This is a genomic window from Rhodanobacter sp. 7MK24 (assembly GCF_014842995.1).
Classification (GTDB): domain Bacteria; phylum Pseudomonadota; class Gammaproteobacteria; order Xanthomonadales; family Rhodanobacteraceae; genus Rhodanobacter_A.
This window is the reverse complement of record NZ_JACYXL010000004.1, coordinates 173,234-196,837: the sequence shown is the minus strand read 5'-3', so window position 1 is coordinate 196,837 and position 23,604 is coordinate 173,234. Positions and strand designations below refer to the sequence as shown.

Here is a 23,604-nt window from a genome sequence, read left to right as displayed (position 1 = left end):
TAGCCATGTTGGATTGGAAGAACTACCGCAAACAGCTCGTCGCCCGGATCGGCGAAATCGGCGCCAGCAGCCCGGACACGCTGGCCGGCTATCAGGCGCTTTCCAAGGCCGGCAACAAACACAACCTCCTCGGTGCCAAGACGCGCGAGTTGATTGCGCTGGCGGTGGCGGTCACCACCCGTTGTGACGGCTGTATCACCGTGCACGTGGCCGAAGCACTCAAACACGGTGCGACCCAGGAAGAGATCACCGAAGCGCTCGGCGTGGCGGTGGCTCTCAACGCGGGTGCCGCGATGGTGTACTCGGCGCGGGTCATCGACGCCGTCAAATCGCACGAAGCGGCGTGACCGGGAATCCGGAAACCCGAATCGTCAATTCGCATCCTGATCGTCCTATCGGCCAAGGATGGCCGGTACGACACTCCAGAAATACACCATCAACCTGGGCTTCACCATGGCAAACGAGATGTCCATGCGAGCGGCGGTGCTCGAGCAGCACAACGCACCGTTCAAACACGCGCAGATCGCCCGGCCGACCATCGCGCCCGGGCATGTGCTGGTCCGGGTCAGGGCAAGCGGCGTCAATCCGCTGGACCTGAAGATCCGCGCCGGAATGGCGGCCCATGCCAAGCATCCGCTCCCGGCCATCCTCGGCATCGATATGGCCGGGGTTGTCGAGGCGCTCGGCGAAGGCGTGGCGTCCTTCAATGTGGGCGACGAGGTCTACGGCATGACCGGCGGCGTCGGCAACGTGCAGGGCTCGCTCGCGCAATACGCCGTGGTCGATGCGCGCCTGCTGTCCGTCAAGCCGAAATCGCTGAGCCTGCGACAGGCAGCCTCCATGCCGCTGGTCTACATCACGGCATGGGAAGGCCTGATGGATCGCGCAAACGTGCGCGAGGGGCAATCGGTGCTCGTGCAAGGCGGCGCCGGCGGCGTGGGCAATGCGGCAATCCAGCTTGCCAGGGCCATGGGGGCTCGCGTGTTTGCCACCGGCTCGCCGGGCAGCGCGGACATCATCCGTCATTACGGCGCCATCCCGATCGACTACACCAGCGCCACTGTCGACGAGTACGTAGCCCGACACACCGACGGGGTCGGCTTCGACCTGGTGTACGACACCGTCGGCGGCAGCAGCCTGGACGCTTCATTTTCCGCCGTGCGCCGGTTTGGGCACGTGGTGAGCTCGCTGGGATGGGGCAGCCACGCATTGGCGCCGCTTTCATTTCGCGCCGCGACCTATTCCGGGGTATTTACGCTGCTTCCCTTGCTGAGCGGACAAGGCCGCGAGCATCACGGGGAGATCCTTCGTGAAATCGCCAAACTGGTCGACGCAGGAAAAATTCACCCCCGCGTCGACGAACACCGCTTCGGCCTGGACAGCGTGCACGACGCACACGCTCTGCAGGAAAGCGGCAAAGCCGCTGGAAAGATCGTGGTCGACATCGACTGACATTCGGGGAGCCGGCTCTTCGGGCACCTCGCCGTCGGCTGCCCCGCGAATGAAGCGTAGCTGCGTAGAGATACCGCATACCTGCTCCACTCTGCCCTGGGGAAGCCTGGCGGCATCCGTTATCCAACTACAGGGGTAAATTCCATGCCGTTCGTCAACGTAAAGCTCGTCGATGGTGTGTTCACCAGCGAAGAAAAGCATGCCATGGCCAAGGACCTCACCGATGTGATGGTGAAGTACGAGGGATCCGAGGCCTTTCGCGAGGTCGTATGGGTGCTGATCGAAGAGCTCCACACGGATGGCTGGCATATCGGAGGCCGCCCATTCGCCGGACCGAAGTCGCTGATGGAAAACCTTGGCAATTCGAAGAAAATCTACGAGATGATCGACGGCAACCCTGCCAGCAGGGAAGAGTTCTCCGCGATCCTTCCGCCGCACAAAAAATAAGCGCATGTGCACCTGGCCTCGCTGCCGCAGCGGAAACAGGCAGCGAGGTTCGCGCCGACGCTCAGCGCTCGATAATGCCCCGCCTTTGGGCAATCTGGACTGCCTGCGTGCGCGAGATCGCGCCAAGCTTGCCCAGGATGTTTTTCATGTGGACCTTGACTGTCGCTTCGGAGATGCGTAGCAGCTCCGCCACGTTGCGGTTGGGCAGTCCGCTGGCAACGTGCTTCAGGACCGTGGTTTCCCGCGAAGTGAGGTCCTCGTCGATGGCGTGGTCGGCAATCGCGGCCGCTATCTCGCGCGGGATCACTCTCTTGCCGGAATGCATGGTCCGGATGGTATCGATCAGGTCGTGCCGCACCGAGCTCTTGAGGAGATAGCCGCGCGCTCCCGCCTTCATGGTGCGGAGAGCCTGCGCGTCGCCGCGAAACGTCGTCAACACCAGGATGACGACGGCAGGAAATTCCTCGTGCAGGGTGCGGATGGCTTCTTCACCCGACATGCCCGGCAGCTCCAGGTCCATCAACACGATGTCCGGCCGGTGTTTGCGGTATTGCTCGATCGCCTCTTCGCCTGATCCCGCGGTCGCGACGAGCTTCATGTCCGGCTCGATCTCGAGCACCGCGGCAAGACCATCCAGCATGATCGGATGGTCGTCGACCGCGAGGATGCAGATGATCGGATCAGGCGAGCTCATGGCAATTCCCCACTTGACGTCCAAGACTAGTCGGGGGCATCCGGTTTGCTATCCCGCCCTTTGTTTTCACGCCGATGTTGCGCCCGATCGAGACCTTTTTCCAGCCATTGCTCCGCCCGATCCAAGGCCTCGGCCAGCTCCTTACGGATGGGGTGGGCTGGCGGCAATCGACGTGCGATGGCTTCGAAGCGAAGCAGCATGCCCTGCCCGGACTGAAGCAGGGACTCCTGTTCCGCGTTGGCCTCGCATTTCAGCGCAGCCTGCTCGGCGCGCGATTGTGCTTCAAGCCGCGCGTGCCGGCGCCGCCAGCGGATCAGTGCCCCAAGCATCAGCAGCATTCCCAGAGCACCCAGCAGACTCGCTACAACCCACCACGCCCCAGGACAGGTCCACGTAATGGCATGCATGCTGATACTCCTCTCGCTCCCGTGCTTGATACCTCTCGCCGCTCAAATAGGGATCACCCGGAAGTGGTAGCCGACGTGCTTTCCGGCCAATGGCCGCGCATCGCCGCACGATCCCGGCAACGGTAGGCACCGGGGCTCAGGCCCAGTGTTTTCAGAAACACATGGCTCATGTGGCTCTGATCGCAGAAGCCGCATTCGGCGGCAACAGCCGCCAGACTTCGACTGGCGTCGCGCAACAGCTGCTGCGCCCGCTCCAGGCGCTGCATCACTATCCATCGGTGGGGGGGCATGCCTACCGAACGCCGAAACGCCTTGCCAAAATGCGATTTCGACAAGCCGCAGGCCGCGGCGACATCGGCAAGCAAGGTCGAGCCGTCCATACCCGAGATCAACATGTTCTTGGCCAGTGTTGCTTGCCAGGGGCGCAAGCCCCCACTTTCTGTTTGGGAGTCGCCGGCGACGGCGTGGGCCTGTCGCAGGGAACACAAGGCAGTCACCAGGTGGCGGACGAAGGGTTCGGCGCCACGGCATCCTTGCGTCAAAGCCGCCAGGATGGCGCTGCCGAGCACACGCTCCGCGCCTATTTCCTGCACGTCAGGCGGCAGCTTGCGCGCCACCTCGAGGCAGACCGGAACGTGCAGATAAATCGCGCTGCAGGACGAGGCGTCGGCCGGTGCACGCGCGGGGATATAAGCCACCGCCAGGCCACGCGCCGTCCGCGCCACGTTGATGCGGATGGATGGTGCGCCATCCGGCGTCGGGCGCTCCCGCTCCGACGCGGACTCCACAGCTCTCTCGAGACACGAGTAATGCATTGATGACGACCCTCTCCTCAGCCGGTGCAATTGCCGATGGCATGCTGTGCTTCCGTGCATTCATCGCGCCGGCAAAGTTAGGTCAAGGTCTGGACGGCCAAATCGCCGGAAAGATCGAGACAGCGCTACCTCTTCCGGGTAGCCGTGACATGCGGCCGCGCGGATACCACCAAAGTGCTAGTGATGACACCGCTTCGGAGGGATGCCGGCTTCCAACCCGCTTGAGTAAATTGACGCCGCAACTTAAGGACGTACCCGATTTGGTCTCCTCGGAGGTTTCGATCCCATGGCTGACGGCAGCGACTTCTACGCCTCTTCCTTGAACGAGGGCGTCATTGCCTCGCTGCATGGGGTGATCCAGGACGCGTCCCGGCATGCTGGGGGCTACGAAGACTTGATCAGACACCTCGAGCTTGCCTGCGCTGCCTTTGAGACCGAGCGGGCCAAACGCCATTCGCTGGTTTTCCGCGAGACGCGTGGCGCGCTAAGTACGCGCCAGCTGGCCCTCGCCAAACACGTGTTGGCAGAGATGGCATTCAGCAGCCATGTGTCGGCCCGGGCAGCCCAAGCCTTGTCGATGTCAACGGGACATTTTTCCCGCCTGTTCAAGGCATCCACTGGACTTTCCGTGCATCAATGGGTCATCGACCTGCGCATGGATCGCGCCAAGACACTGCTGCTCGAAAACTGTGACCCTATCGCAGAGATAGCGCTGTGCTGCGGCTATACGGAGCAATGCCATTTCACCCGTACATTCACGCGGGAAGTCGGCGTCAGTCCAGGATCGTGGCGTCGAATGTTCACCGCCCTTCCCTGCGAGTAAGTCGAGAATCCCTCGCTCGGTCTCGCAGACGGCGCGTGGCCAGCCAGATCCGAATGCCGTCCCGAGGACGATCGGCACCGGATGTCGGCCCACAGCGTGCGGCTTCGTCGCTGCGATCCACGGTGCCCACCGGCGCGCGAAATGGGCCCGCGCGGAGCGTGAGAACCGATTGCGTTGAAGTGACGAACCGTTGAATTGAACTAGCGCGGCGCCCGCCATCCCCAACCCACCATAGGAAATGCCATGTCAACCTGGTTCATCACGGGAATCTCCCGCGGCTTTGGCCGGACCATGACCGAAGAACTGCTCCGCCGCGGACACACCGTCATCGGCACCACGCGAAACGGCAAGGGGCCGTTCGAGCACAACAACCTGCGGGTGTTCCGGATGGACGTGAATGACCCGAGCGAAGTCACCGCCATCATGCAAGCGGCCGTACAGGCCGCAGGGCGCATCGATGTGGTGGTCAACAACGCAGGTTACGGATTGGTAGGCGCCGTCGAGGAAGTGTCAGACGCCGAAGTGGATCACGTCATGGCGACGAATTTCGGCGGCACGCACCGCGTCATCAAAGCCGCGCTGCCCTTTCTTCGGGCCCAGGGCTCCGGGCACATCGTGAATTTCTCTTCCGTTGGCGGCTTCGCGGGGTCGGCAGGATTCGGCATCTACTGCGCCTCGAAATTTGCCGTGGAAGGCATGTCCGAAGCGCTGGCGATAGAGCTGAAGCCGTTGGGCATCAACGTCACCATCGTCGAGCCAGGCTATTTCCGCACCGAGTTTCTGTCGCGCGACTCGGCCGTCGTAGCTGCCGCACACATTTCGGCATATGCCGACACGGCGGGTTTGACGCGCAGCAATGTCAGTGTGGTGGACGGACGTCAGGCGGGTGACCCGGTCAAGGGCGTCGCCGTGATCATCGATGCCGTGGAATCAGGCAAGCCGCCCTTTCGTCTTCCGCTGGGCGCAGACAGCATTGCCCGTATTGAACAGAAGATGGCCCAAGTGCAAGCCGACATCGCGGCTTGGCGCGATCGAACGACCGCGACAGCGTTTGATGACTGACGAACGCCATGCGGAAGCAGGCGAGGCGCAGCTCCGTGACTTCAGATTGGAGTGCATTCGCGCATCAAGAATCGCCTAGGACCGGCCTGCACACGTACCCTCGATAACGGGCCCTAATCATTAACTCCGTGCAGGTAGCTAGATTGCGAGCACAAGACATCGCTTGCCATTTTCGTGATCAGTCTCTCTGATGAAAGTTTTACGAAACGCAAGGCAACCGCGTCTACCTCCCCATTTTCTTTGCGGGAGGTAGACGCCATAGTTGTCACCGCAATCGTGCTCCGAACTCAACCAGTCACCACTGGCCGGCCTAGGATCGGCCTTAGCCGTCTGATATCGAAAGCGTGCAGATCCGGTAAGGCGGGCCGATTTAGGGCGTGGCAACGAACCCATGCCGCGTGCCGGCATTGTCGAAGTACTCCCCTGCGATCACGCCGAGATTGTTGATGGCAGTCGCGAGGGTTGCTGCAGCTCCAGGCACGTCCAGGTTCTGAAACTGCCCTCGCGTTTCAATGAAACCATGGATATCGCCGGAAGCGTCTACGTAATAGCCGACGGCCTGCCCTGCGTCGTTGATCTCGAAGATGACCGTGGCTGCGGCACCCGGCACGTCGATTGTCGAGAACTGCCCATCTGCACTGCGGTAGAAGCCGTGCGTCTGGTCTGGATCCGTATCCCAATAGCCGACGATCTCGCCTTTGTCGTTGATGCCGAGCGGATAGGTTTCGCGTGCGCCGGCCACATCGATGGGTGTGTCGTGCCCCCCTTCACGAAGTACGCCATGGTAGGTTCCGTCGGCATCCCAGTACACGCCGGCTATCGCACCGAACAGATTGACTTGGTCCACATTCGAGTTGAGATGACCCGGAAAGTCGACTGTGGAGAAATGCCCGCGTTGAATCAGGAAGCCGTGCTGAAGTCCCGTTGCATCGGCATAGGCACCAAACGTCGTACCGAAGTCGGTGGGCCCCCCGGCGGCGCTGAAATAGTCACCCAATACCCCCGGATCCAGCGGTTCAAAGTGTCCATGGCGATAGACCATGGCGTGAGCTGCGCCAGTGCCCACCGAATATTGACCACTCAGCTCGTTCAGATCGTTGATTCCCCATAAGGTCGTCTGCGACGCGCCCGGGTAGTCGAACGTCTGATAGCTGTAGGTCCTCGAACCGCTTGTCGAATCAGCGGCCGATGTACCATGCCGGCAAGGGGCCATGGCGGCGGCATCCTGTACACGGGCGTGGGCATCGGCACAGGCAGCCGCTATCGTGGTGGGTGCAAATGGGGTTGTATCGTTTTCGGTGCTTGTCGCAGCGCTGCTGGAGCCGGCAAAGACCAGGGTGAGCAGACTGGCCGCCGCGATGAACCGGTTACGTGAAGAGTGATGGCTTGACATGACTTCAATCCTTGTTTTGGGGAGATGGGCGATGGCGTGCCGACAGCTTGCGGTCACCTCGAATGGCGCCATCCCTCCTTACAGCGCAAATGGCTCGCCTCTTCCGACATGGCCGGAACACTTCCCGGTAACAGGCCAATAGCGCACATGACCACCGAGGCCCGAATCAGTGAAATTCTTGCGGACGGCGATCCGGTTGCTATGGATGCGCTGATCCCGCAGGTCTATGCCACGCTGCGCCAGCTTGCGCACCGGCAACGGGCGTACGAAGCCGCACACACGCTACAGACGACTGCGCTGGTCAACGAAGCCTGCCTGAAGTTGCTTGACAGCAGCGGCATTACCTTCGCGGATCAAGCGCACTTGTATGCGTACATGAGCCGCACGATGCGTCACCTCTTGATCGACCGCGCAAGGCGGAAGATGGCGCAGAAACGGCAGGCACCCGAGATGACGGAGGGCATGTCGCCATCGAACATCATCGACGTACTGGCACTCGACGAGGCTTTGACGAAGCTCGCGGCGTTGGATGAGCGTCTTGCACGCGTTGCCGAGCTGCGATTGTTCGCCGAGCTTTCGAGCCCGGAAATTGCCGACGCCATCGGCGTCAATGCGCGTACTGTCGAACGCGACTGGTTGAAGGCACGCACTTTTCTTGCAGCCTGCCTGGCTCCGGAAGTATGAGGCGATGTCGGTAGTAGCCACTCGATTGCGCTATATGGGCATATAACCGACTAGAAGCCGCCGATGAGCATCGACTTCATCCAGCGATGGCACGAGGCCGAGCCGCTGCTCGACCGTCTATTGGAGTTGCCTGCTACCGAACAGGCCGATTGGTTATGCAGAAACTGCGAAGACGCGACGCTCCGCGTGCTCGTTACACAGGCCCTCAGTCAGGTACCCATCGCGGAGGTGCTTGAGCGAGGCGTGGCGCAATGGATGCCGGCGTCGGTTGGCTACTCGGCCGATAACCTGCCTGCCATTCCCGGCTACCGTCTGCTTCGGTTCGTGGGTGCCGGTGGCATGGCCAGCGTATTCGAGGCAGAGCGCGAGCTACCAGGCGCTCCCCAGAAGGTCGCCCTCAAGCTGTTGCGTATCGATGTCCACGATGCCGAAGAGCAGAGACGCTTCCTTCGTGAGCAGAGCATCCTTGCGCGACTCCAGCATCCACACATTGCTCAGCTGCTCGACGCTGGATTCACACCAACCGGCACACCGTTCCTGGCACTTGAATTTGTTGCAGGCGGCAACCTTGTCCAATATTGCGAAAAGCGCGGCATCGACGTGCGAGGACGCCTCGCGCTGTTTATAGACGTGTCCAAGGCCGTCGAACACGCACATCGCAGCCTGATCGTGCATCGCGACCTTAAGCCAAGTAACGTGCTCATTGGCGAGGATGGCTGCGTCAAGCTCGTCGATTTCGGCATCGCCAAGCTCATCGCCGGCGAAGGTGAGAGTGTGCAGACGCGCACCGAAATGCGACGTCTGACACGCGCATATGCGGCGCCGGAACAAATCATCGGCCACGCCACGACAACCTTGGTCGATGTGTACGCACTCGGTGTTCTGTTGGCTGAGCTTCTATCGGGTCTTCAACCACGCAGACTTGACAACTACGTCGTTGCGGCGACGCCGGTATTCGACGATGGGCAATTGCGGCAAAGGTTGGGCGTCGACCTTTACGCAGTCGTGCACGAAGCGACACGGCCGGACCCCATTCGCCGTTATGCGAGTGCCGCGGCACTGCGTGAGGATATCGAGCGCTACCTCGATGGCAAACCGTTGCATGCCAGGGCGGATACTTTTGCGTATCGCGCGCTCACTTTCACAAAGCGACATGCTCTGGCTGTCTCCGCCAGCATCGTCATGGTAATGCTGCTCGCCGGCGCAACAGCAGCCGGCCTGTATGAATCGTACCTGGCTCGCCATGCCGCCAAGGATGCGCACGCGCAAGCACTCGCGGCTCAAGGCGAGGCGCAACGCGAGGATGCGCTCAAATCGTTCATGGAAGGTCTTTTCGACAATGTGTCGCATGGGGCAGAGGCGAGTGCCGAGGTCTTGCTCGCGCAAGGACGGGACCGCGCCGATCATGATTTCGCGAAACAACCCGCGCTTCATGTTGAAATTCTTGCATTGATCGGTGACCTCGAGCGGCGTAGTGGTCACGCGGATCGTGCGCAACAACCGCTCGAAGAAGCGGCGTCACTGGCACAAGCACAGTTTGGCGCTACTGACAGACGAACCTTGCATGTCGAATACCTGCTCGCCGAAGAAGCAGATGAACTCGGTCACGTTCGCAGCGGCAGATTGCGTTTGCAGAACGCAATCGAGGCGTTCCAGTCCGGCCCCGACCACAACTCGCCGGAAGAAGTGCAGGCTCTTGCGTGGCTTGCCGGTCTTGACGAACGTCTGGGCGAGTCGGAGAAAGCTATCGATATCGGCACGAAGTCCGTTGCGCTCGCGCACCGAATACTTCCAACCGGCAGTGATGCCCTGACCGAGGCAATAACGAACCTGGGCTGGATATGGATGGACGCCGGCCACCCTGACCGAGCTGAGCCATTGTTGCGCGAGGCACTCGCGCGCAAGCGCGCTCGATTCGGCGCCAGGCATCCGCAGGTCGCTGATGCAATGACGCTTCTTACAACGGCGCTGCTCCCGCTTGGCCGCTATGGCGAGAGCGAAATGCTTATGCGCTCTGCCCTCGGCATTGACGAAAGCGCATACGCAAGTCCCAATGCCCATGTCGCCGGCGACCTCAACAACCTTGCGAATGTCCTCGTGCGCGAAGGCAAATTTTCCGAGGCAGGCGCATTCTATGAAAAATCACTGGAGCTCGATGGAAAGCTCGCAGCGACATCATCGCTGGGCGAGGCCATAACGCTAGGCCACCTGGCGCATGTCCGCTTCAGTCAGGGTTCTTACGCAGATGCAGAGACAGGCTTGCGCGATGCCATCGACCGGAAGCAGCGCCTCCTTGGTAAGGATTACGGCGACAACGGTCAAAGCGGCGATAGCGCGAGCCTGGCGGAAATCCTTATGGCGCGCGGGCGGATCGGCGAAGCCAAGGGAATGGCCAGCCACGCATTTGCGGAATCAAGGCAGCGCCATCGTGGTGCGCATCCAGATGTCGCGTTCGCGCTTACCGTAGAGGCAGAGATTGCCGCAGCAGGCGGTGCCCGCGAACGTGCTGCCACCTTCGCTAGCGAAGCTGCCGCGATGTATGCCGCACTTGCGGATCAAAGTTCGGAAAATGCTATCAGGGCACGCATTCTGTACGGTGAAACACTCCGATCGCTCGGCCATTGCATGGAAGCAAAGCGGGAATTTGAAGGTGCGTTCGCGGCAGCCAACATGATCACGCCGAAGAAGGCCTCGCTTATCGCGCACATCGATGCGGACCTCGCTGGCACGGAAGCTTTGCTGGGTGATCGAACTGCAGCCGAGCGGTTACACACGGAAGCAGAGACATTGCTCGCAGGAATTGGCAATGAGCAGAATAGTGAGCGCGACGCGACGATCCGCATACTCGCAACCAATCGTGAGCCACCGATATTTTAATGTCTGGCTCGAACCATAGGCTTGTGAAAGCTTCTCGCCCTGAAATGTTGGGGTCGGGAAAGAATGAGCTGCGCAGGCGGGGCCATTGCGATAACACGGGCCAATCGCAAGACATACCTGACTACAAACTATTCGGCACATTGCCAGGCAGTGGCCCTGCCGCATGTTCAATCACACGCCCAAGCTTGCCTGAGGCGACACGACCCCCATCTCGAGAGCTTCGCGCCCCGTCACGCGCTTCATGACACCTCCCCTGTGCCGCCTCACGCAGCCCCTGCCGCTCCACCGAAAGAACTCGCCCGCAGTTTTCTGGGCGTGTTCCGGTACAGCGGGCGTGCGCTGGAACTGGTCTGGAGCACCAGCCGCGCGCTGACCATCGCGCTGGCCCTGCTCACTCTCATTGCCGGCCTGCTACCGGCTGGCATTGCTTACGTTGGCGCACACATCGTCGACGCCGTGCTCGGTGCCAGCAAGTTGTGGGCAGCACACGGGACAGCCCCGCTGCGATCGGTATTCGAATGGGTGGTGCTAGAGGGCGCGCTGGTGGCGGCGATGGCCGGTGCGCAGCGCGGCCTGTCGTTGTGCCAGTCGCTGCTGCGTGCGCAACTGGGCCAACGCGTCAATGTGTTGATCCTGGAAAAGGCGCTGACGCTCGAACTGGCGCACTTCGAGGATTCGGAGTTCTACGACAAGCTCACCCGCGCGCGACGCGAGGCGTCGAGTCGGCCGCTGTCGCTGATCACCCGAACATTCGGCTTGGGCCAGAACGCGATCTCGCTGCTCAGCTACGGCAGCCTGCTGTTCCGGTTTTCGCCATGGGCGGTAGCGGTGCTGCTGCTGGCCGGCTTGCCGTCATTCTTCGCCGAGACGAAATTCTCCGGCGACGCGTTCCGGCTGTTCCGCTGGCGCTCTCCGGAAACACGCATGCAGCTGTATCTGGAAACCGTGCTGGCGCGCGAGGACCACGCCAAGGAAGTGAAGCTGTTTGGCCTTGGCCCCTTGTTCCTGCAGCGCTATCGCGACATCTTCCACATGTTGTATCGCGCCGATCGCGATCTGGCCGTGCGTCGCGACAGTTGGGGCTTCGGCCTGGGCCTGCTCGGCACGTTTGCGCTATACGGCGCCTACGCATGGATCGCCGCCAGCACCGTGATGGCGCGCATCACCCTGGGCCAGATGACGATGTACCTGTCGCTGTTCCGTCAGGGCCAGTCGGCGGTGTCGACGATGCTGTCGGCGATCGGCGGCATGTACGAAGACAACCTCTACCTGTCCACGCTGTACGAGTATCTGGAAACGCCCGTGCCTGCAGCCACAGGCACCGTGCGGCATGGCGCCACACCCGAGGACGGCATCCGCTTCGAGCGGGTCAGTTTCACCTACCCCGGCGCCGGCGAACCGGCACTGCGCGACATCGATCTGCATATCCGCCCCGGCGAATCGTTGGCCCTGGTAGGCCAGAACGGTTCGGGCAAGACCACCCTGATCAAGCTGCTCACGCGCCTGTACTCGCCTGACGGTGGCCGCATCCTGCTCGACGGCACCGATCTGCGCGAGTGGGATGAATCCGTCCTGCTGCAGCGCATCGGGGTGATCTTCCAGGACTTCGCCCGCTATCAGATGCGCGTGGGTGAGAATGTCGGTGCCGGCGATGTCACCCATTTCAACGACGAAGCGCGCTGGCGCGAAGCCAGCGACAAGGGCATGGCCAGCGACTTCATCGACAGCCTGCCGGCCGGCTTCGAGACACCGCTGGGCAAATGGTTCAACGACGGGCGCGAGCTGTCCGGCGGGCAATGGCAGAAGATCGCCCTGGCCCGCGCCTTCATGCGCTCACGCGCCGACATCCTGGTGCTGGATGAACCCACCGCCGCGATGGACGCGCAAGCCGAAGCCACCATATTCGAACACTTCCGCGAGCTCTCCGGCGGCCGTATCGCCATCCTCATATCGCACCGCTTCTCCACAGTGCGCATGGCCGACCAGATCATCGTGATCCAGGACGGCCGCATCATCGAACGTGGCAATCATGCGCAGTTGATGGCCGAGGACGGCCACTACGCACATCTGTTCTCGCTGCAGGCACAGGGATATCGGTAAGCTGTCACTTGGCAAGCCGTGGCAAGCCGTAACGACCGGCGACTTGGCAGGCAAACCTCGAAAACGTCCCACGCTTTCGTTCCCGCGCAGGCAGTAACTCCGGACTCTAAACCGACCCGCTACTCAAAGCGGGGGGACGTCGACCCACTTTCGAAGTCCGCCTCTCCCTACCCGCGATAAAACGGGCTAATCGCGTTACCCTGATTCAGCAGCCGGCTCCGCTACTGGATCAGGGTGCGCCGTTCATCCGTGCTCAAGGAGGCTTAGTGGACACTCGCAAAGACGAGGCACGCGTCCGGTTTGCCGGAAGCCTCCACCCATACGTGGGTGGTGCTGCGAACGAACTGCTTCGGGACGCCGATGTCTTCGTTTCGCAAGAACGGCGCATACACCATCACGTGAGGTGGATACAGCACCGTCGCCCTCCCCGTTTTCGGGTCCAGCCGCACGAAGTCGCGGGAGAGCATATAGGCGATACCGGGCTTTGCGGGTGGCCGCAAACGTCCGGCGTGATATTCGGCGTCGATCATGCGATCGACATCCGGGCCGGCCGTGCCGCTCGCCATGATTCGCGCGCGTTCGAGGCTTGCCTGGAGCGTGGTGCGCGAACCCTCGGCGTCGTAACAGACCGGCGCGGTCACGTGACTATCGCGTTCGACGAGGCAGTTGAACCCGTTGTGGCTGGCTCGGACCAGGACGAATCCGGAATGCTCCAGTACATAGACACCGGCGTCCGCCTGCAACTCCTGCGGTGCTGCGCTGAGTGCCATGGTGATTTCCTGGTTCCGGTCGAGCTGCGGAATATCCATGGGTAACGTCTCCGCCATCGCGTTGGTTGCGGACAACAACAGCGACAGGGTGGTGGCGAAGCCAAGCATGCGATGAATCATCAGATAGCTCTCTTGCAGCGTTGATATTTGAAAGCGCGCAGACAGGTGCGGCCACGATCCGGTCATGTCGCTTTCCATGCGAAGCCAGGCCGCCACTTGAGGTTCACGCCCAGCGTGCCCAGCACGATCAGCAGGACGCCCGTCACCTGGACCACTGCAAGACGATGCCCGTACAGCAGATAGTCCAGCAGCAGCGCCACCAGCGGATAGATAAACGACACAACGGCGATGGTCGCCACCGGCAGGCGTGGGTAAGTGGAATAGAACAGCACATATACGATGCCGCTATGGATCACCCCAAGGCCCAGCAACCACATCCAGTGAAGCCCCATGTGGAACACGCTGCGGCTGCTGAATCCGGCGAGCATGGCAACGCCGACCCAGCACTGGATCATGACCAGTGCGAACGGACGCTCTTTGCCGACTTGGCGCGACATCAACAGCGATGCACCACATAACAGCGCCGCGAGGAACGCCAATCCGACACCGACGAGATAGGACGATTCGGCATCGCGGAACAGATGGAGAGGGTCACTGGCGCAGACCACTCCGACGAAGGCAAGTGCGGTCCACGCCAGGTCGGCGGGCGGCGTACGTTCGCCCTGCACCAACGCGGCGAGGACCAGCATCACGAACGGGTAGCACTGATAGATCAATGTGGCGACACCGATCGACGAGCGCGCCATGCCGCCGAAGAATGCCACCCAGTTGAGTACCAGCAGCACCCCGCTCAGTACCGCGCCACGGAGCAGCGCACGCTCGCGCCACAGTCCCCGCAGATAGCCCTTGGCCAGCCCCCAGCCGAGCAAAAACAAGCCGCCAAACAGACAGCGGTAGAACACTGCGGTAACCGCGTCCTGGTGGCTTTCATGCACGAACACACCCACCGAGCCGATCAGGCACTCGGCAAACACCAGTTGCAGGACGACACCGCGCGTTTCGTTGGACCGGGATGAGGGAACCATGGTCGGCTGGATCTTCCGGAGCGATGAAAGGCAGCGTAGGACCTTCGATGCGACAGATACAGATTCAGATAGAATCGAAATAGACAAGTACAGATGGGGTGTCCCCTTGCTTCTCTATGAACGCGTTGCGACGGCTCTGCGCACGCAAATCGCTCACGGCACGCTGCGGGCAGGCGAGCGCTTGCCGTCGATTCGGCACCTGGCGCAGGGACACGGTGTCGGTGTCGCCACGGCGGTCCAGGCCTACCTGCAACTGGAGCGCGAAGGCCTCGTTGTTGCACGGCCGCGCTCGGGGTATTTCGTCCGTGCATCGACAACACTGCCGCCGGCACCGCGGCCCGCAAGGAACCGCGCACCGGGCGAAATCAAGAACCCTGCGTTGCTCGATGCCACGGAAGCAGGTGCGCATGGCGCCCTGCTACCGCTGCACAGTGCGACACCAGCCTTCGATCTGCTGCCGCAAGCCGCGCTGAAAGCATCGGTGTCGCGCTGCCTGCGCCGCGCACCCGCGGCGGTGTTCGATTACGCGCCGGCGCAAGGCCACTTGGCGTTGCGACGCCTGATCGCCCAGCGTTATGCCCAGGTAGGTGCGCCGGTATCGCCCGAGGAAATCGTGATCACCGCCGGTGCGATGGAGGCCATCAACCTGGCGTTGCGCGTGACCACTTCTCCGGGCGACGTGGTGCTGGTGGAAACACCGACTTACCACGGCATCCTCCAGACCGTCGCCGCATTGCATCTGAAGGTGCTGGAAATTCCGAACCTGCCGGGTCGTGGCATCGATGTAGCTCGTCTGGACCACCTGCTGCAGCAGAACGCGGTGCGCGCGGCCGTTCTGGTGCCGAACTTCAACAACCCACTGGGCAGCCTGACGAGCGACGCCGACAAGCAAGCCTTGGTGAGCCGTTGCGCCCGGCACGGCGTCATCATCATCGAGGACGATATCTATGGCGAGCTGGCCTGGTCCGGGCAACGCCCCTCACTGCTTCGCCGGTGGGACACCCACGGCATCGTGATCAGCTGCGGCTCGTTTTCCAAGATGCTGGCGCCGGGTCTGCGCCTCGGCTGGCTGGCGGGCAACCCGTGGACAGACGCTTTGGTGCGTGCCAAGTTCTTCTCCACCATGGGAGGCACCAGCCTTACCCAGCTGGCCATGTCGGACTACCTGCAGCGCCACGATCTGGAGCGGCATCTTCGCCGCCTTCGCCGAACGCTGGCAGACAACGGGCAGCGCCTGTTGGAAGCGATCGCGCGTTTCTGGCCCGCCGATACGCGTGTATGCGAGCCACAAGGTGGCATGTCGTTGTGGGTGCAGCTGCCCGAGCGCAGCGACAGCCGTGCGCTGTTCGAGGCAGCCTTGTCGAAGGGGATCCGTATCTCGCCTGGCGTGCTGTTTTCCAGCCGTGGCGACTACGTCGATTACGTGAGGCTCAGTTGCGGCCTGGTGTGGGATCAGCGACTGGACCGGGCCATGAAGGAACTGGGCATGTTGGTGGCCAGGCTCGGCGGGTCGAAGGTCAAGGCTCCGTAGCCTGCCGCGTCGAGGATCGGAAATTGTTTAGTTGGCACCGACGCCCAATTGGACAATGCCCTTTTGCTTCCACAACCGTATCTGGGCAAGTCGGGTCATGGCGACATCCTTCGATCCAGGAAGGGAGTTTCATCGGGAGAAGCTGGCTCGATACCGGAACCAGAATGAAACGATCACGATGGATCGCATTGATGCGCTCTCCTAACCTACTGCCTTCGATGCAGATCCAAGGAAGCGTTGGACGATCTCCGGCAGCATCGGATCGACGGGGATCGTGTAGTGGGTGGTGTTCGGCACGATGGCGAGCTGGTTTGCGGGTCGCAGGGAGCCATCGATCCCGGCATCGCGCTGGCCGCCTCCCAGCGCCTTCCAGAACTCCACCATGTGTTCCGGCCGGATGGCGTCTGCGTCGGCATAGACCAACAGTGTGCGTGCCTGAAGCTTGGCGACCTCGGCGCTCCAGTCGAAGGGGCGTTTGGTCATGTCGCCGACCTTCCTGAAGAGGTTGGTCCAATCGACATCGGGATAGGCTTTCCCTAACGGGGATGCCTTGACGCCAGGGCCGAGCGTGGCGGCGTTCGCCTCCAGCTGTTTGAAGGCCTCCACCCCTTCCGGATAAAAGCCGTCCTGCTTCATCGCCGCGGACACGAGCACGAGCCGGTCGACCGCGTCCGGATGACGGATGGCGGTCTGCAGCGCGACGCTGGAGCCCAGCGAGTAGCCCATGACGTCGGCCTTGCCGAGGTTCAGATGGCCGATCAGGGCGGCAATGTCGTCACCCATCGTTTCACTGCGCAGTGGCCTGGCGGTGTCTGGCGTGCGCCCGTGTGCCTGGAGATGGGGGGCGATCACCTGCCGACCCTTGGCCAGTACGGCCAGATTGCTCCCGAAGCTGTCCGGGTCGATGCCGCCGTGGAGAAGAATGAGCGGCTTGCCGGCGCCATGCACGCTGTAGAAGAGATGCTGGCCATCGACGTCGGCAAAATGCTCGTTCGACATGGTGGGAGTCTTCCTGGCTTGAATGGGAAAGACCGCAGTCAGTACTGCGGTCGCCATGGCAGTCTTCAGGAAATCGCGTCTGAGCATATCGTCCTCACATGGCGCCGAACGGGTCAGCGCCGTGGTGATCGTGCGTTTTTATCGCCATCCCTTCCATACACCGGCGACTGCGGCGTGGTCACGATCTGCCAGCGAGCAACTCATCCAACTGCGCGAACTGTTCGGGCAGGCCTTCCGCCGAGCCGGCGAGGGCTTCGTCGAGGGCCGCTTCCGTGGGGTAGATTTCGTGAAAGGTGAGCAGCGTCTTGCCGGCGTTTTCTTCGAACGTTACCGTGGTCACGGCACCCTGGTCGCTGTCTTCGTTCGTCCATACGAGACGCTTGTGCGGCGTTACTTCTTTGTACGTGCCGAAGAACGCCATCGGTTGATCGAAGTCCGGATGGCTGAACACGAGGCGATACGTACCCCCGGTGCGAATATCCATGTCGCACGAGACCAGCGACATGCCCACCGACTTCGGAACCCACCACTGCTTGAACAATTCGGGTTTGCTCCACGCTTCGAAGACGATGCGCGCGGGGGCATCGAACGTTCGCGTCACGACCAGTTCGCGGTTGGACTTGCGCTCCACAGTGGTGCGGTTCATGGCGGCGGAACTACCTTCTTTTGCTTCTGGCATTTGCCTTCTCCTCGCGTTTCAAGTGGTCGACAAGCTCGTCCAGCGCGTCGAAGCGCGCGCTCCAGAGTTCGCGGTGCCGCTCGATCCAGGCGGTCTCTTCTTCCAGCCGGCGCAGTCCGAGCTTGCAGGTTCGTACGCGCCCGACCTTCTCCGTGGTCACGAGTCCCGCCTGCTCCAGGATGCTGACATGCTTCTTCATGCCCGTGAGGGTCATGCGAAACCGTTGGGCGAGGTCGGTGACTGAGGCATCTGCACGCCCGAGCTGCTCCAGCACGCCGCGCCGGGTGACATCGGAGAGCGCGGCGAACGTTGCGTCGAGGCGGGCTTGATAGTGAACCATTTGGTTCACTGTAAGGTGCGCTTGGGTGATTTGCAAGCGGATGACCTTACGGGCGCAAATCGCATGTAGCTCCCCTGTCGCTCCGAACCCAAGCTGCGTATGCCGAGCTTGGGTAACGTTCCGAGCGTCGGCTTTATGGCAGCCAGATCAAGACATCGGGGTCCCTCAGGGTTGAAAGCAGATGACGGCCCCCCCCCGATTACCGTTACTAACCAGGGAAGCACTGCTTCACATTGGCTCAAATCAACAAAGACGTTTCAGAGGGCATTGAGGGGCCTCTAATCGATGTCCCGCGTGTTGCCTAGAATTGCTTGGTGAAGCCAACACTCAACGCGTTGTCGCTCAGGTGATTGGAGAACTGCCCCTGGTAATCCAGGTACAGACCCCACGATGCAGCTGCCTTCGCAGTGATGCGTGCGCCCACCGTGGCCATGCCGCGGCCCAGGTTGTCGGCGGGCATTGCGAAGACGGTGCCGTCTTGCGAGGTTTCCTGCACCACCGGCGTATTGTCGCTGCGTGAGTTGTAGCGATAGCCGACGTCGAGCTGCGGCACGTAGCTGACACCTTGTGCGACGAATGCATGCGTGAAGGAGACCTGCGCATACGGCTGCATGGTGTTGTACGTGGTGCGTGCGCCGTTGACCGCGAAGACGTAAGCGAGCGGGTTGTTGCTCGGCACGGTTTCACCAAAGGCATTCATGGTCTGGTGCTGATAAAGCGCACCCACGACCGGCGTGACTTGCCACTGCGCGGCCGTCAGCGGCCATGCGGCCTGCAGCGCAGCCGATGTGATGCTGCCATCCGGATCGGCAATCGCGTGACCGATACCTGTTGCGCGATTCACCCCATAGCTGCTGTGCGCTGCGTCGAGCACGCCCGAAAGCACGACGGGGCCCGCATCGCCGAACACGTACAAGCCGCCATGCACATGGTTGATGCTGCCGTTGCCACCGTCGTGATCGTTGCCATTGATGCGGTCGTAGCCCGCTTCCACACCAATATGCACCACGTCAGCCACGGCGTGATCCCAACCACCCTGCAGGCCGAACGTTGTGCTGTTCAGACCGTTGCTGCCCGAGAGCGAATCGGTGCCGCCGCTGTATTGCATCCACAAGCCACTGTTGCACGAGGAGGTGACGGTGTTGGTGTGCGCCCCGTTTGCCGTACCGCATGAGGTGTCGGCCGGACGCAACGTTGCCCCCATCACGGTGACCAACGATTGTTGTCCGACCAGATCGACGCTACGTATCAGGTTCGCGTATACGTCGCCGTCGTGCGGTTGGACAACGGTCGGCGGCGCTATCGGTGTTCCCGGTGCCGCCAACGTCAGCGCGACCGCCGTTGCGCCGTACGACACCTTTGCGTCAAGACCCGTGGGCACCGAGCCCGTCGAGTCTGTCGTCGCGAAGGTTCCGCTCACCGCGTCGGCCCGCAACAACGTGTACGTCGCACCGGTGTAGGTACCTGGCGCGTAAACCAGGCTCAGCGTGCCGGCAAGCATGGCGTTGCCGTTCACTACCAACTCGGAGGCTTGCGTCGGCGTGACATCGATCTGCATCGATGCATCGCCGTTCTGCGTGTAGTTGCCGTTGATGGTCAACACGCCCACCGAACCACCCGGCCATACCGTACCGTCGCTCGTGACATTGCCATCGATTGCGCCGTGACCGCGCAGGGTGCCGCCTGCGTCTACCGTTACGCTGCTTGCAATGGATGCGCCGCTGTGCGCGCTGTCGCCTACTTCCAACGTACCTGCTTGTACGGCCGTCCCGCCGGTGTAAGTGTTTGCACCATCGAGAATCAGCGTGCCGCTGCCGATTTTCGCGAGGTTGCCCGAACCGCTGATCGCACCGTTGTAGATGCCGCCGGTCGACTGGTCGAGCGTGAGGTTGGCGCTACCGCCACCTACCGGCGAGAACGTCACGTTGCCGACGATGCTGGCGGTGTTACCAACCAGCGTGCCGTCGGTGATCGTCCACGACTGGTTCGCGTTGCCGGTGCCGATCAACGTCCACGTGCTGCTGCCGCCCTTGCCAAGATTCGCGAAGCCCTGAATCGCTGCGCCGCTGCCTACCACACCCATTGCACCCAGATTGAAGGTTGCGTTGGCGCTGCCGCCAAGCACGAAGACGTCGCCGCCATTCGTGGTGCCGCTCGTGCTCACCACATTGCCGGTGAACACATAGCCCGCTTCCACGATCAGCGTATTTCCGCCGCCGCTCAGATCCACCGCATCCGCCTGAGCGCCGCTTGCGCCCGAGCCGCCGGCGATATGGCCGCTGTTGATGACGGTCGAGCCGCCGGTCGAGACGACGCCTACGCCGCCATACGCACCTGCGCCTCCGCCATTGCCACCGTGCACCGAACCGGCATTGGTCAACGTGAAGCCGGTGCCGGACACGCCCACGCCACCGTTGCCGCCATTGCCGGCGATGGCGCCCGTACCGCCAATACCGCCATTGCCGCCAAGGATCGAGGCGTCGGCATCGTTGGTAATCGTGTCGCCCATTCCGGCGCTAATGCCGGCGCCCCCCACTCCGCCCGCGCCGCCAATCCCTTGCGCTCCGGCCAGGCCATTGGATGCGCTGAAGGAATAGCCACCACCGCCGCCCGCACCGCCGTTGCCGCCGGCCCCGCCGTTGCCGCCGGTGACGGTAGTGCCGAGACCCGTGTTGGTGAACGAGCTTGCGCCGATGAGGACGACGCCCGTACCGCCGGCGCCGCCCGCGCCGCCGGCACCTCCGGCCCCGCCGTTGCCGCCGGCGTGCCGATACGAATAACCACCCGCGCCACCGGTACCGCCCAACCCGCCTTGACCACCCAAGCCGCCCTGCAGGGCCCCGCCATTGGTTAGAGTCACTCCCGCGCCCACGATCGCCGCACCGCCGTTGCCACCCGCACCGCCCGTGCCACCGGCGCCGCCCGCTCCAGCCACCGCTGTCCCTCCGTTGGCCGACTCAGACCCCATCCCGCCGACGCCGCCGGCGCCGCCGTAACCACCCCAGCCGCCAGTGATGTTGCCCTGGTTGGTAAGCGAAATCGTGCTGCCGATGACGGCTGCGCCGCCATTACCGCCGCCGCCTCCGGCGCCGCCGTAGCTGCCGCTGACACCCACGGTCCCGGTGCTCGCCATACCACCAAAATTCCCGGCGCCACCCGTGCCACCTGAGCCGCCACCACCGCCTTGGAGTATTCCTCCGGCACTGTTGGTCAGGGTGGCGGCGTAACCGCTGACCGCCGAACCGCCGCCGCCGCCGGCACCGCCTGCGCCACCCGGCCCGGTGGAACCCAGCGTGGACGTGTCGTCGCTGGACGACGATCCGCCGAATCCACCGTTGCCGCCCATGCCACCATTACCGCCGGTACCGCCCTGGATGAACGCGGAGTTGGTAGCGGTGAAGTCACCACCCTGCACGCCCGATGCGCCATAGCCGCCCATGCCACCCGCGCCACCGGCACTGCCGGCGCCGCCGTGATTGCCGCCGTAGCCGCCATTGCCGCCCGCGCCGCCAGCGCCACCGACTCCGCCGTAGCCGCCGTAGATCCTCGCGTTGTCGCTGTTGGTCAACGTGAATTGGCTGCCGGATACCGCGGCGCCGCCGGCGCCGCCCTGACCGCCGAGCGCACCGGCGTAGGTGCCGCCGCCATTTCCGGTCAAGTCGGTACCACCGTCGCCAGCACTCCCACCGGCACCGCCCAGGCTGCCGGCACCGCCGGACAAACGGCCCCGGTTGGTGAGCGTAAAGCCGGTGCCCGACACCGCATATCCACCCGCACCGCCGGCACCGCCCTCGCCGCCGGCGCCCCCGTGATAATTCGTATAGCCACCCGAGCCGCCACTGGCCCCATTGCCGCCGGCGCCGCCGATGCCACCCACGCCACCGAGGATCGAGCTGCTGTTGTTGGTCAGCGTGAAGCTATAGCCGCTGACCGCCGCCGCACCGGACACGCCAAACTGGCCGGACGTGCCGCTGAAACCACTGTAGGTGCCATTGCTGCCGTGCGAGCCGTTGGCGCCCGAGGTACCGGCCACGAAGACGCCACCGCTGCCCGCGCCGACCGTCAAAACGGTACCGGAGGACATTTGGAAGCCGCCCGTGAAGGCACTGCCGAAGCCGTCCAGATCCAGTTCGCCGCCTTGAACCGACCACGCCCCGACGGTGGTGACGTTCCCGACACTATCGAGCGTCCAGGTTCCCGAGCCGGTCTTTTCGTAATGGTTGAAACCCTGGTACTGCGCACCGCTACCGTAATCGCCGATCGAACCAGAGAGTGTCGCGTTGGCGCTGCCATCCAAATCGAGCGTGTCGCCGCCATTGGTGGTACCGCTGCTGCTGACCACATTGCCGGTAATGCTCGAACCCGATTCCAGCACCAGCGTGTTGCCGCCGCCGCTCAGATCGATCGCGTCGGCCTGCGCGCCGGAAAAACCAACACCGCCGGCGATGCTTCCATTGTTGATGATGGTGGAACCGCCCGTCGCCACAACGCCGACACCACCTGCGCCGCCCAGATAGCTGGTACCGGCTGCGCCACCATTGCCACCGACGATGCTCCCGTTATTGGTCAGTGTTGAACCGACCAACGCTACGCCAACACCACCCCCGCCAGCGATTCCGCCTGTGCTGTTGCCGCCGGCGCCGCCAGTGATCGTTGCACCGGCGCCATTGGTAACCGTACTGCCCGTGCCGGCATACACGCCCGCGCCACCACCGCCACCGCCACCGCCATAGCCCGGCGAGCCAGAGAGGCCGCCATTGCCCCCCCTGCCGCCCACGATGCTGCCCGGATTGGTGAAGGATGTACCGCTGACGGACTGGCCCACGCCACCGCCGCCACCACCGCCACCGCCGCCACCGCCGCCGTAAGTTGGACCAGTAAGGTCGCCACCGCCACCGCCGCCCCCACCATTGCCCAGCGTGCCCAATCCGCCGCCAACACCTGCCCCCCCGGGTCCTGCGCTACCGGCTCCACCGGTGTTGTTGGCACCCTGGCCCGCTGAACCCACGCTACCGCCCGAACCACCTGCGCCGCCACCGTTGGCGTAGGCACCGGATGTGACAGCCCCGGCACCGCCTGCACCCGATTGACCGCTGGCAGTACCAGCACCACCGTCCCCGCCATTCGCACCGCAAACCGCGGTCGTGCTGGGCACGCACGTCTGCGCCATCGCCGGCGTCGTGATCGCCGCCAAGGCTGCACTCATCGCGATCGCCAACAGGCGCGACTTCAACTCCCGTTTCGAGGACACGCTCGCACCGTTGACCACGCCGCCTTGCGGCGCGTTTGCCAACTCCGACGCAACTTGCATGACGCAGAGTGTGCGGTTGAAAACAAGGCGGTAAATGCGATTCACGATGTGTCCCCTGTTGATTTTTATTCGTTTGATTTATGCATCTTGGTTAGCCGATTGCCCTGTGCATCCCAGTGCAGCGGGCAAGCGGCC

General features: G+C 62.9%; 19 protein-coding genes. 9 read left to right on the top strand and 10 right to left on the bottom strand.

The window, feature by feature from the left end:
* Positions 1 to 5 precede the first annotated feature (5 nt).
* From IHE49_RS10045 to IHE49_RS10035, 3 genes are all read left to right on the top strand, one after another.
* Positions 6 to 347, top strand: coding sequence for a carboxymuconolactone decarboxylase family protein (locus tag IHE49_RS10045; protein WP_192157427.1), 342 nt, complete (start codon positions 6 to 8; stop codon positions 345 to 347).
* A 58-nt stretch (positions 348 to 405) separates the two neighbouring features.
* A complete protein-coding gene (locus IHE49_RS10040) occupies positions 406 to 1,452 on the top strand; it encodes a zinc-dependent alcohol dehydrogenase family protein (protein WP_225578340.1) in 1,047 nt (348 codons plus the stop codon).
* 144 nt (positions 1,453 to 1,596) lie between these two features.
* A complete protein-coding gene (locus IHE49_RS10035) occupies positions 1,597 to 1,899 on the top strand; it encodes a tautomerase family protein (protein ID WP_192157425.1) in 303 nt (100 codons plus the stop codon).
* A 61-nt stretch (positions 1,900 to 1,960) separates the two neighbouring features.
* On the opposite strand, the gene IHE49_RS10030 is transcribed toward IHE49_RS10035, so the two are convergent.
* The 3 genes from IHE49_RS10030 to IHE49_RS18655 all read right to left on the bottom strand — a co-directional run bounded on the left by IHE49_RS10030 (position 1,961) and on the right by IHE49_RS18655 (position 3,788).
* Complete coding sequence (locus IHE49_RS10030) at positions 1,961 to 2,593, bottom strand: response regulator transcription factor (protein WP_192157423.1); 633 nt, start codon at positions 2,591 to 2,593, stop codon at positions 1,961 to 1,963.
* Positions 2,594 to 2,619: 26 nt separating this feature from the next.
* Positions 2,620 to 2,931 (bottom strand): hypothetical protein, encoded by a 312-nt coding sequence (locus tag IHE49_RS10025; protein ID WP_192157421.1) that lies wholly within the window; start codon positions 2,929 to 2,931, stop codon positions 2,620 to 2,622.
* A 122-nt stretch (positions 2,932 to 3,053) separates the two neighbouring features.
* On the bottom strand, positions 3,054 to 3,788 hold the full coding sequence (locus IHE49_RS18655; RefSeq protein ID WP_192157419.1) for a helix-turn-helix transcriptional regulator: 735 nt from the start codon (positions 3,786 to 3,788) through the stop codon (positions 3,054 to 3,056).
* A 313-nt stretch (positions 3,789 to 4,101) separates the two neighbouring features.
* Between IHE49_RS18655 and IHE49_RS10015 the strand changes: the two genes are divergently transcribed.
* Both IHE49_RS10015 and IHE49_RS10010 read left to right on the top strand, forming a co-directional pair.
* The gene (locus IHE49_RS10015) at positions 4,102 to 4,638 is read left to right on the top strand and encodes an AraC family transcriptional regulator (RefSeq protein ID WP_192157417.1); all 537 of its coding nucleotides are present in this window, start codon (positions 4,102 to 4,104) and stop codon (positions 4,636 to 4,638) included.
* Positions 4,639 to 4,881: 243 nt separating this feature from the next.
* Positions 4,882 to 5,700, top strand: coding sequence for an SDR family NAD(P)-dependent oxidoreductase (locus IHE49_RS10010; RefSeq protein WP_192157416.1), 819 nt, complete (start codon positions 4,882 to 4,884; stop codon positions 5,698 to 5,700).
* Positions 5,701 to 6,070: 370 nt separating this feature from the next.
* Here IHE49_RS10010 and IHE49_RS10005 read toward each other — a convergent pair whose 3' ends face one another.
* The gene (locus IHE49_RS10005; RefSeq protein WP_192157414.1) at positions 6,071 to 7,093 is read right to left on the bottom strand and encodes a hypothetical protein; all 1,023 of its coding nucleotides are present in this window, start codon (positions 7,091 to 7,093) and stop codon (positions 6,071 to 6,073) included.
* Positions 7,094 to 7,240: 147 nt separating this feature from the next.
* Between IHE49_RS10005 and IHE49_RS10000 the strand changes: the two genes are divergently transcribed.
* The 3 genes from IHE49_RS10000 to IHE49_RS09990 all read left to right on the top strand — a co-directional run bounded on the left by IHE49_RS10000 (position 7,241) and on the right by IHE49_RS09990 (position 12,754).
* Positions 7,241 to 7,777 carry an ECF-type sigma factor gene (locus tag IHE49_RS10000; protein ID WP_192157412.1) on the top strand — a complete coding sequence of 179 codons (537 nt, stop codon included), beginning with the start codon at positions 7,241 to 7,243 and terminating at the stop codon, positions 7,775 to 7,777.
* 63 nt (positions 7,778 to 7,840) lie between these two features.
* Entirely contained in the window at positions 7,841 to 10,654 is a 2,814-nt protein-coding gene (locus IHE49_RS09995; protein WP_192157410.1) for a serine/threonine-protein kinase, read from the top strand.
* A 315-nt stretch (positions 10,655 to 10,969) separates the two neighbouring features.
* Entirely contained in the window at positions 10,970 to 12,754 is a 1,785-nt protein-coding gene (locus IHE49_RS09990; RefSeq protein WP_343227565.1) for an ABC transporter ATP-binding protein, read from the top strand.
* 263 nt (positions 12,755 to 13,017) lie between these two features.
* On the opposite strand, the gene IHE49_RS09985 is transcribed toward IHE49_RS09990, so the two are convergent.
* Positions 13,018 to 13,710 (bottom strand): hypothetical protein, encoded by a 693-nt coding sequence (locus tag IHE49_RS09985; protein ID WP_192157406.1) that lies wholly within the window; start codon positions 13,708 to 13,710, stop codon positions 13,018 to 13,020.
* Positions 13,707 to 14,609 carry a DMT family transporter gene (locus tag IHE49_RS09980; RefSeq protein WP_192157404.1) on the bottom strand — a complete coding sequence of 301 codons (903 nt, stop codon included), beginning with the start codon at positions 14,607 to 14,609 and terminating at the stop codon, positions 13,707 to 13,709. Before IHE49_RS09980 ends, IHE49_RS09985 begins: the two co-directional genes overlap by 4 nt.
* Positions 14,610 to 14,715: 106 nt before the next feature.
* Between IHE49_RS09980 and IHE49_RS09975 the strand changes: the two genes are divergently transcribed.
* A complete protein-coding gene (locus IHE49_RS09975; RefSeq protein ID WP_192157493.1) occupies positions 14,716 to 16,140 on the top strand; it encodes a PLP-dependent aminotransferase family protein in 1,425 nt (474 codons plus the stop codon).
* Positions 16,141 to 16,341: 201 nt separating this feature from the next.
* On the opposite strand, the gene IHE49_RS09970 is transcribed toward IHE49_RS09975, so the two are convergent.
* The 4 genes from IHE49_RS09970 to IHE49_RS18600 all read right to left on the bottom strand — a co-directional run bounded on the left by IHE49_RS09970 (position 16,342) and on the right by IHE49_RS18600 (position 23,514).
* Positions 16,342 to 17,139, bottom strand: a complete 798-nt coding sequence (locus IHE49_RS09970; RefSeq protein WP_225578339.1) for an alpha/beta hydrolase — start codon at positions 17,137 to 17,139, stop codon at positions 16,342 to 16,344.
* A 178-nt stretch (positions 17,140 to 17,317) separates the two neighbouring features.
* Positions 17,318 to 17,785 (bottom strand): SRPBCC family protein, encoded by a 468-nt coding sequence (locus tag IHE49_RS09965; RefSeq protein ID WP_225578338.1) that lies wholly within the window; start codon positions 17,783 to 17,785, stop codon positions 17,318 to 17,320.
* A gap of 10 nt (positions 17,786 to 17,795) precedes the next feature.
* A complete protein-coding gene (locus tag IHE49_RS09960; protein WP_225578337.1) occupies positions 17,796 to 18,194 on the bottom strand; it encodes a metalloregulator ArsR/SmtB family transcription factor in 399 nt (132 codons plus the stop codon).
* A gap of 265 nt (positions 18,195 to 18,459) precedes the next feature.
* A complete protein-coding gene (locus IHE49_RS18600) occupies positions 18,460 to 23,514 on the bottom strand; it encodes an ESPR-type extended signal peptide-containing protein (RefSeq protein WP_192157513.1) in 5,055 nt (1,684 codons plus the stop codon).
* Positions 23,515 to 23,604 lie beyond the last annotated feature (90 nt).

Bases quoted from the DNA above. Each gene is read 5' to 3' on its own strand.
- IHE49_RS10025 (WP_192157421.1), bottom strand. From the start codon at position 2,931: ATGCTGCTGATGCTTGGGGCACTGATCCGCTGGCGGCGCCGGCACGCG.
- IHE49_RS10040 (WP_225578340.1), top strand. From the start codon at position 406: ATGGCCGGTACGACACTCCAGAAATACACCATCAACCTGGGCTTCACC.
- IHE49_RS09980 (WP_192157404.1), bottom strand. From the start codon at position 14,609: ATGGTTCCCTCATCCCGGTCCAACGAAACGCGCGGTGTCGTCCTGCAA.
- IHE49_RS10045 (WP_192157427.1), top strand. From the start codon at position 6: ATGTTGGATTGGAAGAACTACCGCAAACAGCTCGTCGCCCGGATCGGC.
- IHE49_RS10015 (WP_192157417.1), top strand. From the start codon at position 4,102: ATGGCTGACGGCAGCGACTTCTACGCCTCTTCCTTGAACGAGGGCGTC.
- IHE49_RS09995 (WP_192157410.1), top strand. From the start codon at position 7,841: ATGAGCATCGACTTCATCCAGCGATGGCACGAGGCCGAGCCGCTGCTC.
- IHE49_RS10005 (WP_192157414.1), bottom strand. From the start codon at position 7,093: ATGTCAAGCCATCACTCTTCACGTAACCGGTTCATCGCGGCGGCCAGT.
- IHE49_RS10030 (WP_192157423.1), bottom strand. From the start codon at position 2,593: ATGAGCTCGCCTGATCCGATCATCTGCATCCTCGCGGTCGACGACCAT.
- IHE49_RS10000 (WP_192157412.1), top strand. From the start codon at position 7,241: ATGACCACCGAGGCCCGAATCAGTGAAATTCTTGCGGACGGCGATCCG.
- IHE49_RS09985 (WP_192157406.1), bottom strand. From the start codon at position 13,710: ATGACCGGATCGTGGCCGCACCTGTCTGCGCGCTTTCAAATATCAACG.
- IHE49_RS10035 (WP_192157425.1), top strand. From the start codon at position 1,597: ATGCCGTTCGTCAACGTAAAGCTCGTCGATGGTGTGTTCACCAGCGAA.
- IHE49_RS10010 (WP_192157416.1), top strand. From the start codon at position 4,882: ATGTCAACCTGGTTCATCACGGGAATCTCCCGCGGCTTTGGCCGGACC.
- IHE49_RS09970 (WP_225578339.1), bottom strand. From the start codon at position 17,139: ATGTCGAACGAGCATTTTGCCGACGTCGATGGCCAGCATCTCTTCTAC.
- IHE49_RS09965 (WP_225578338.1), bottom strand. From the start codon at position 17,785: ATGAACCGCACCACTGTGGAGCGCAAGTCCAACCGCGAACTGGTCGTG.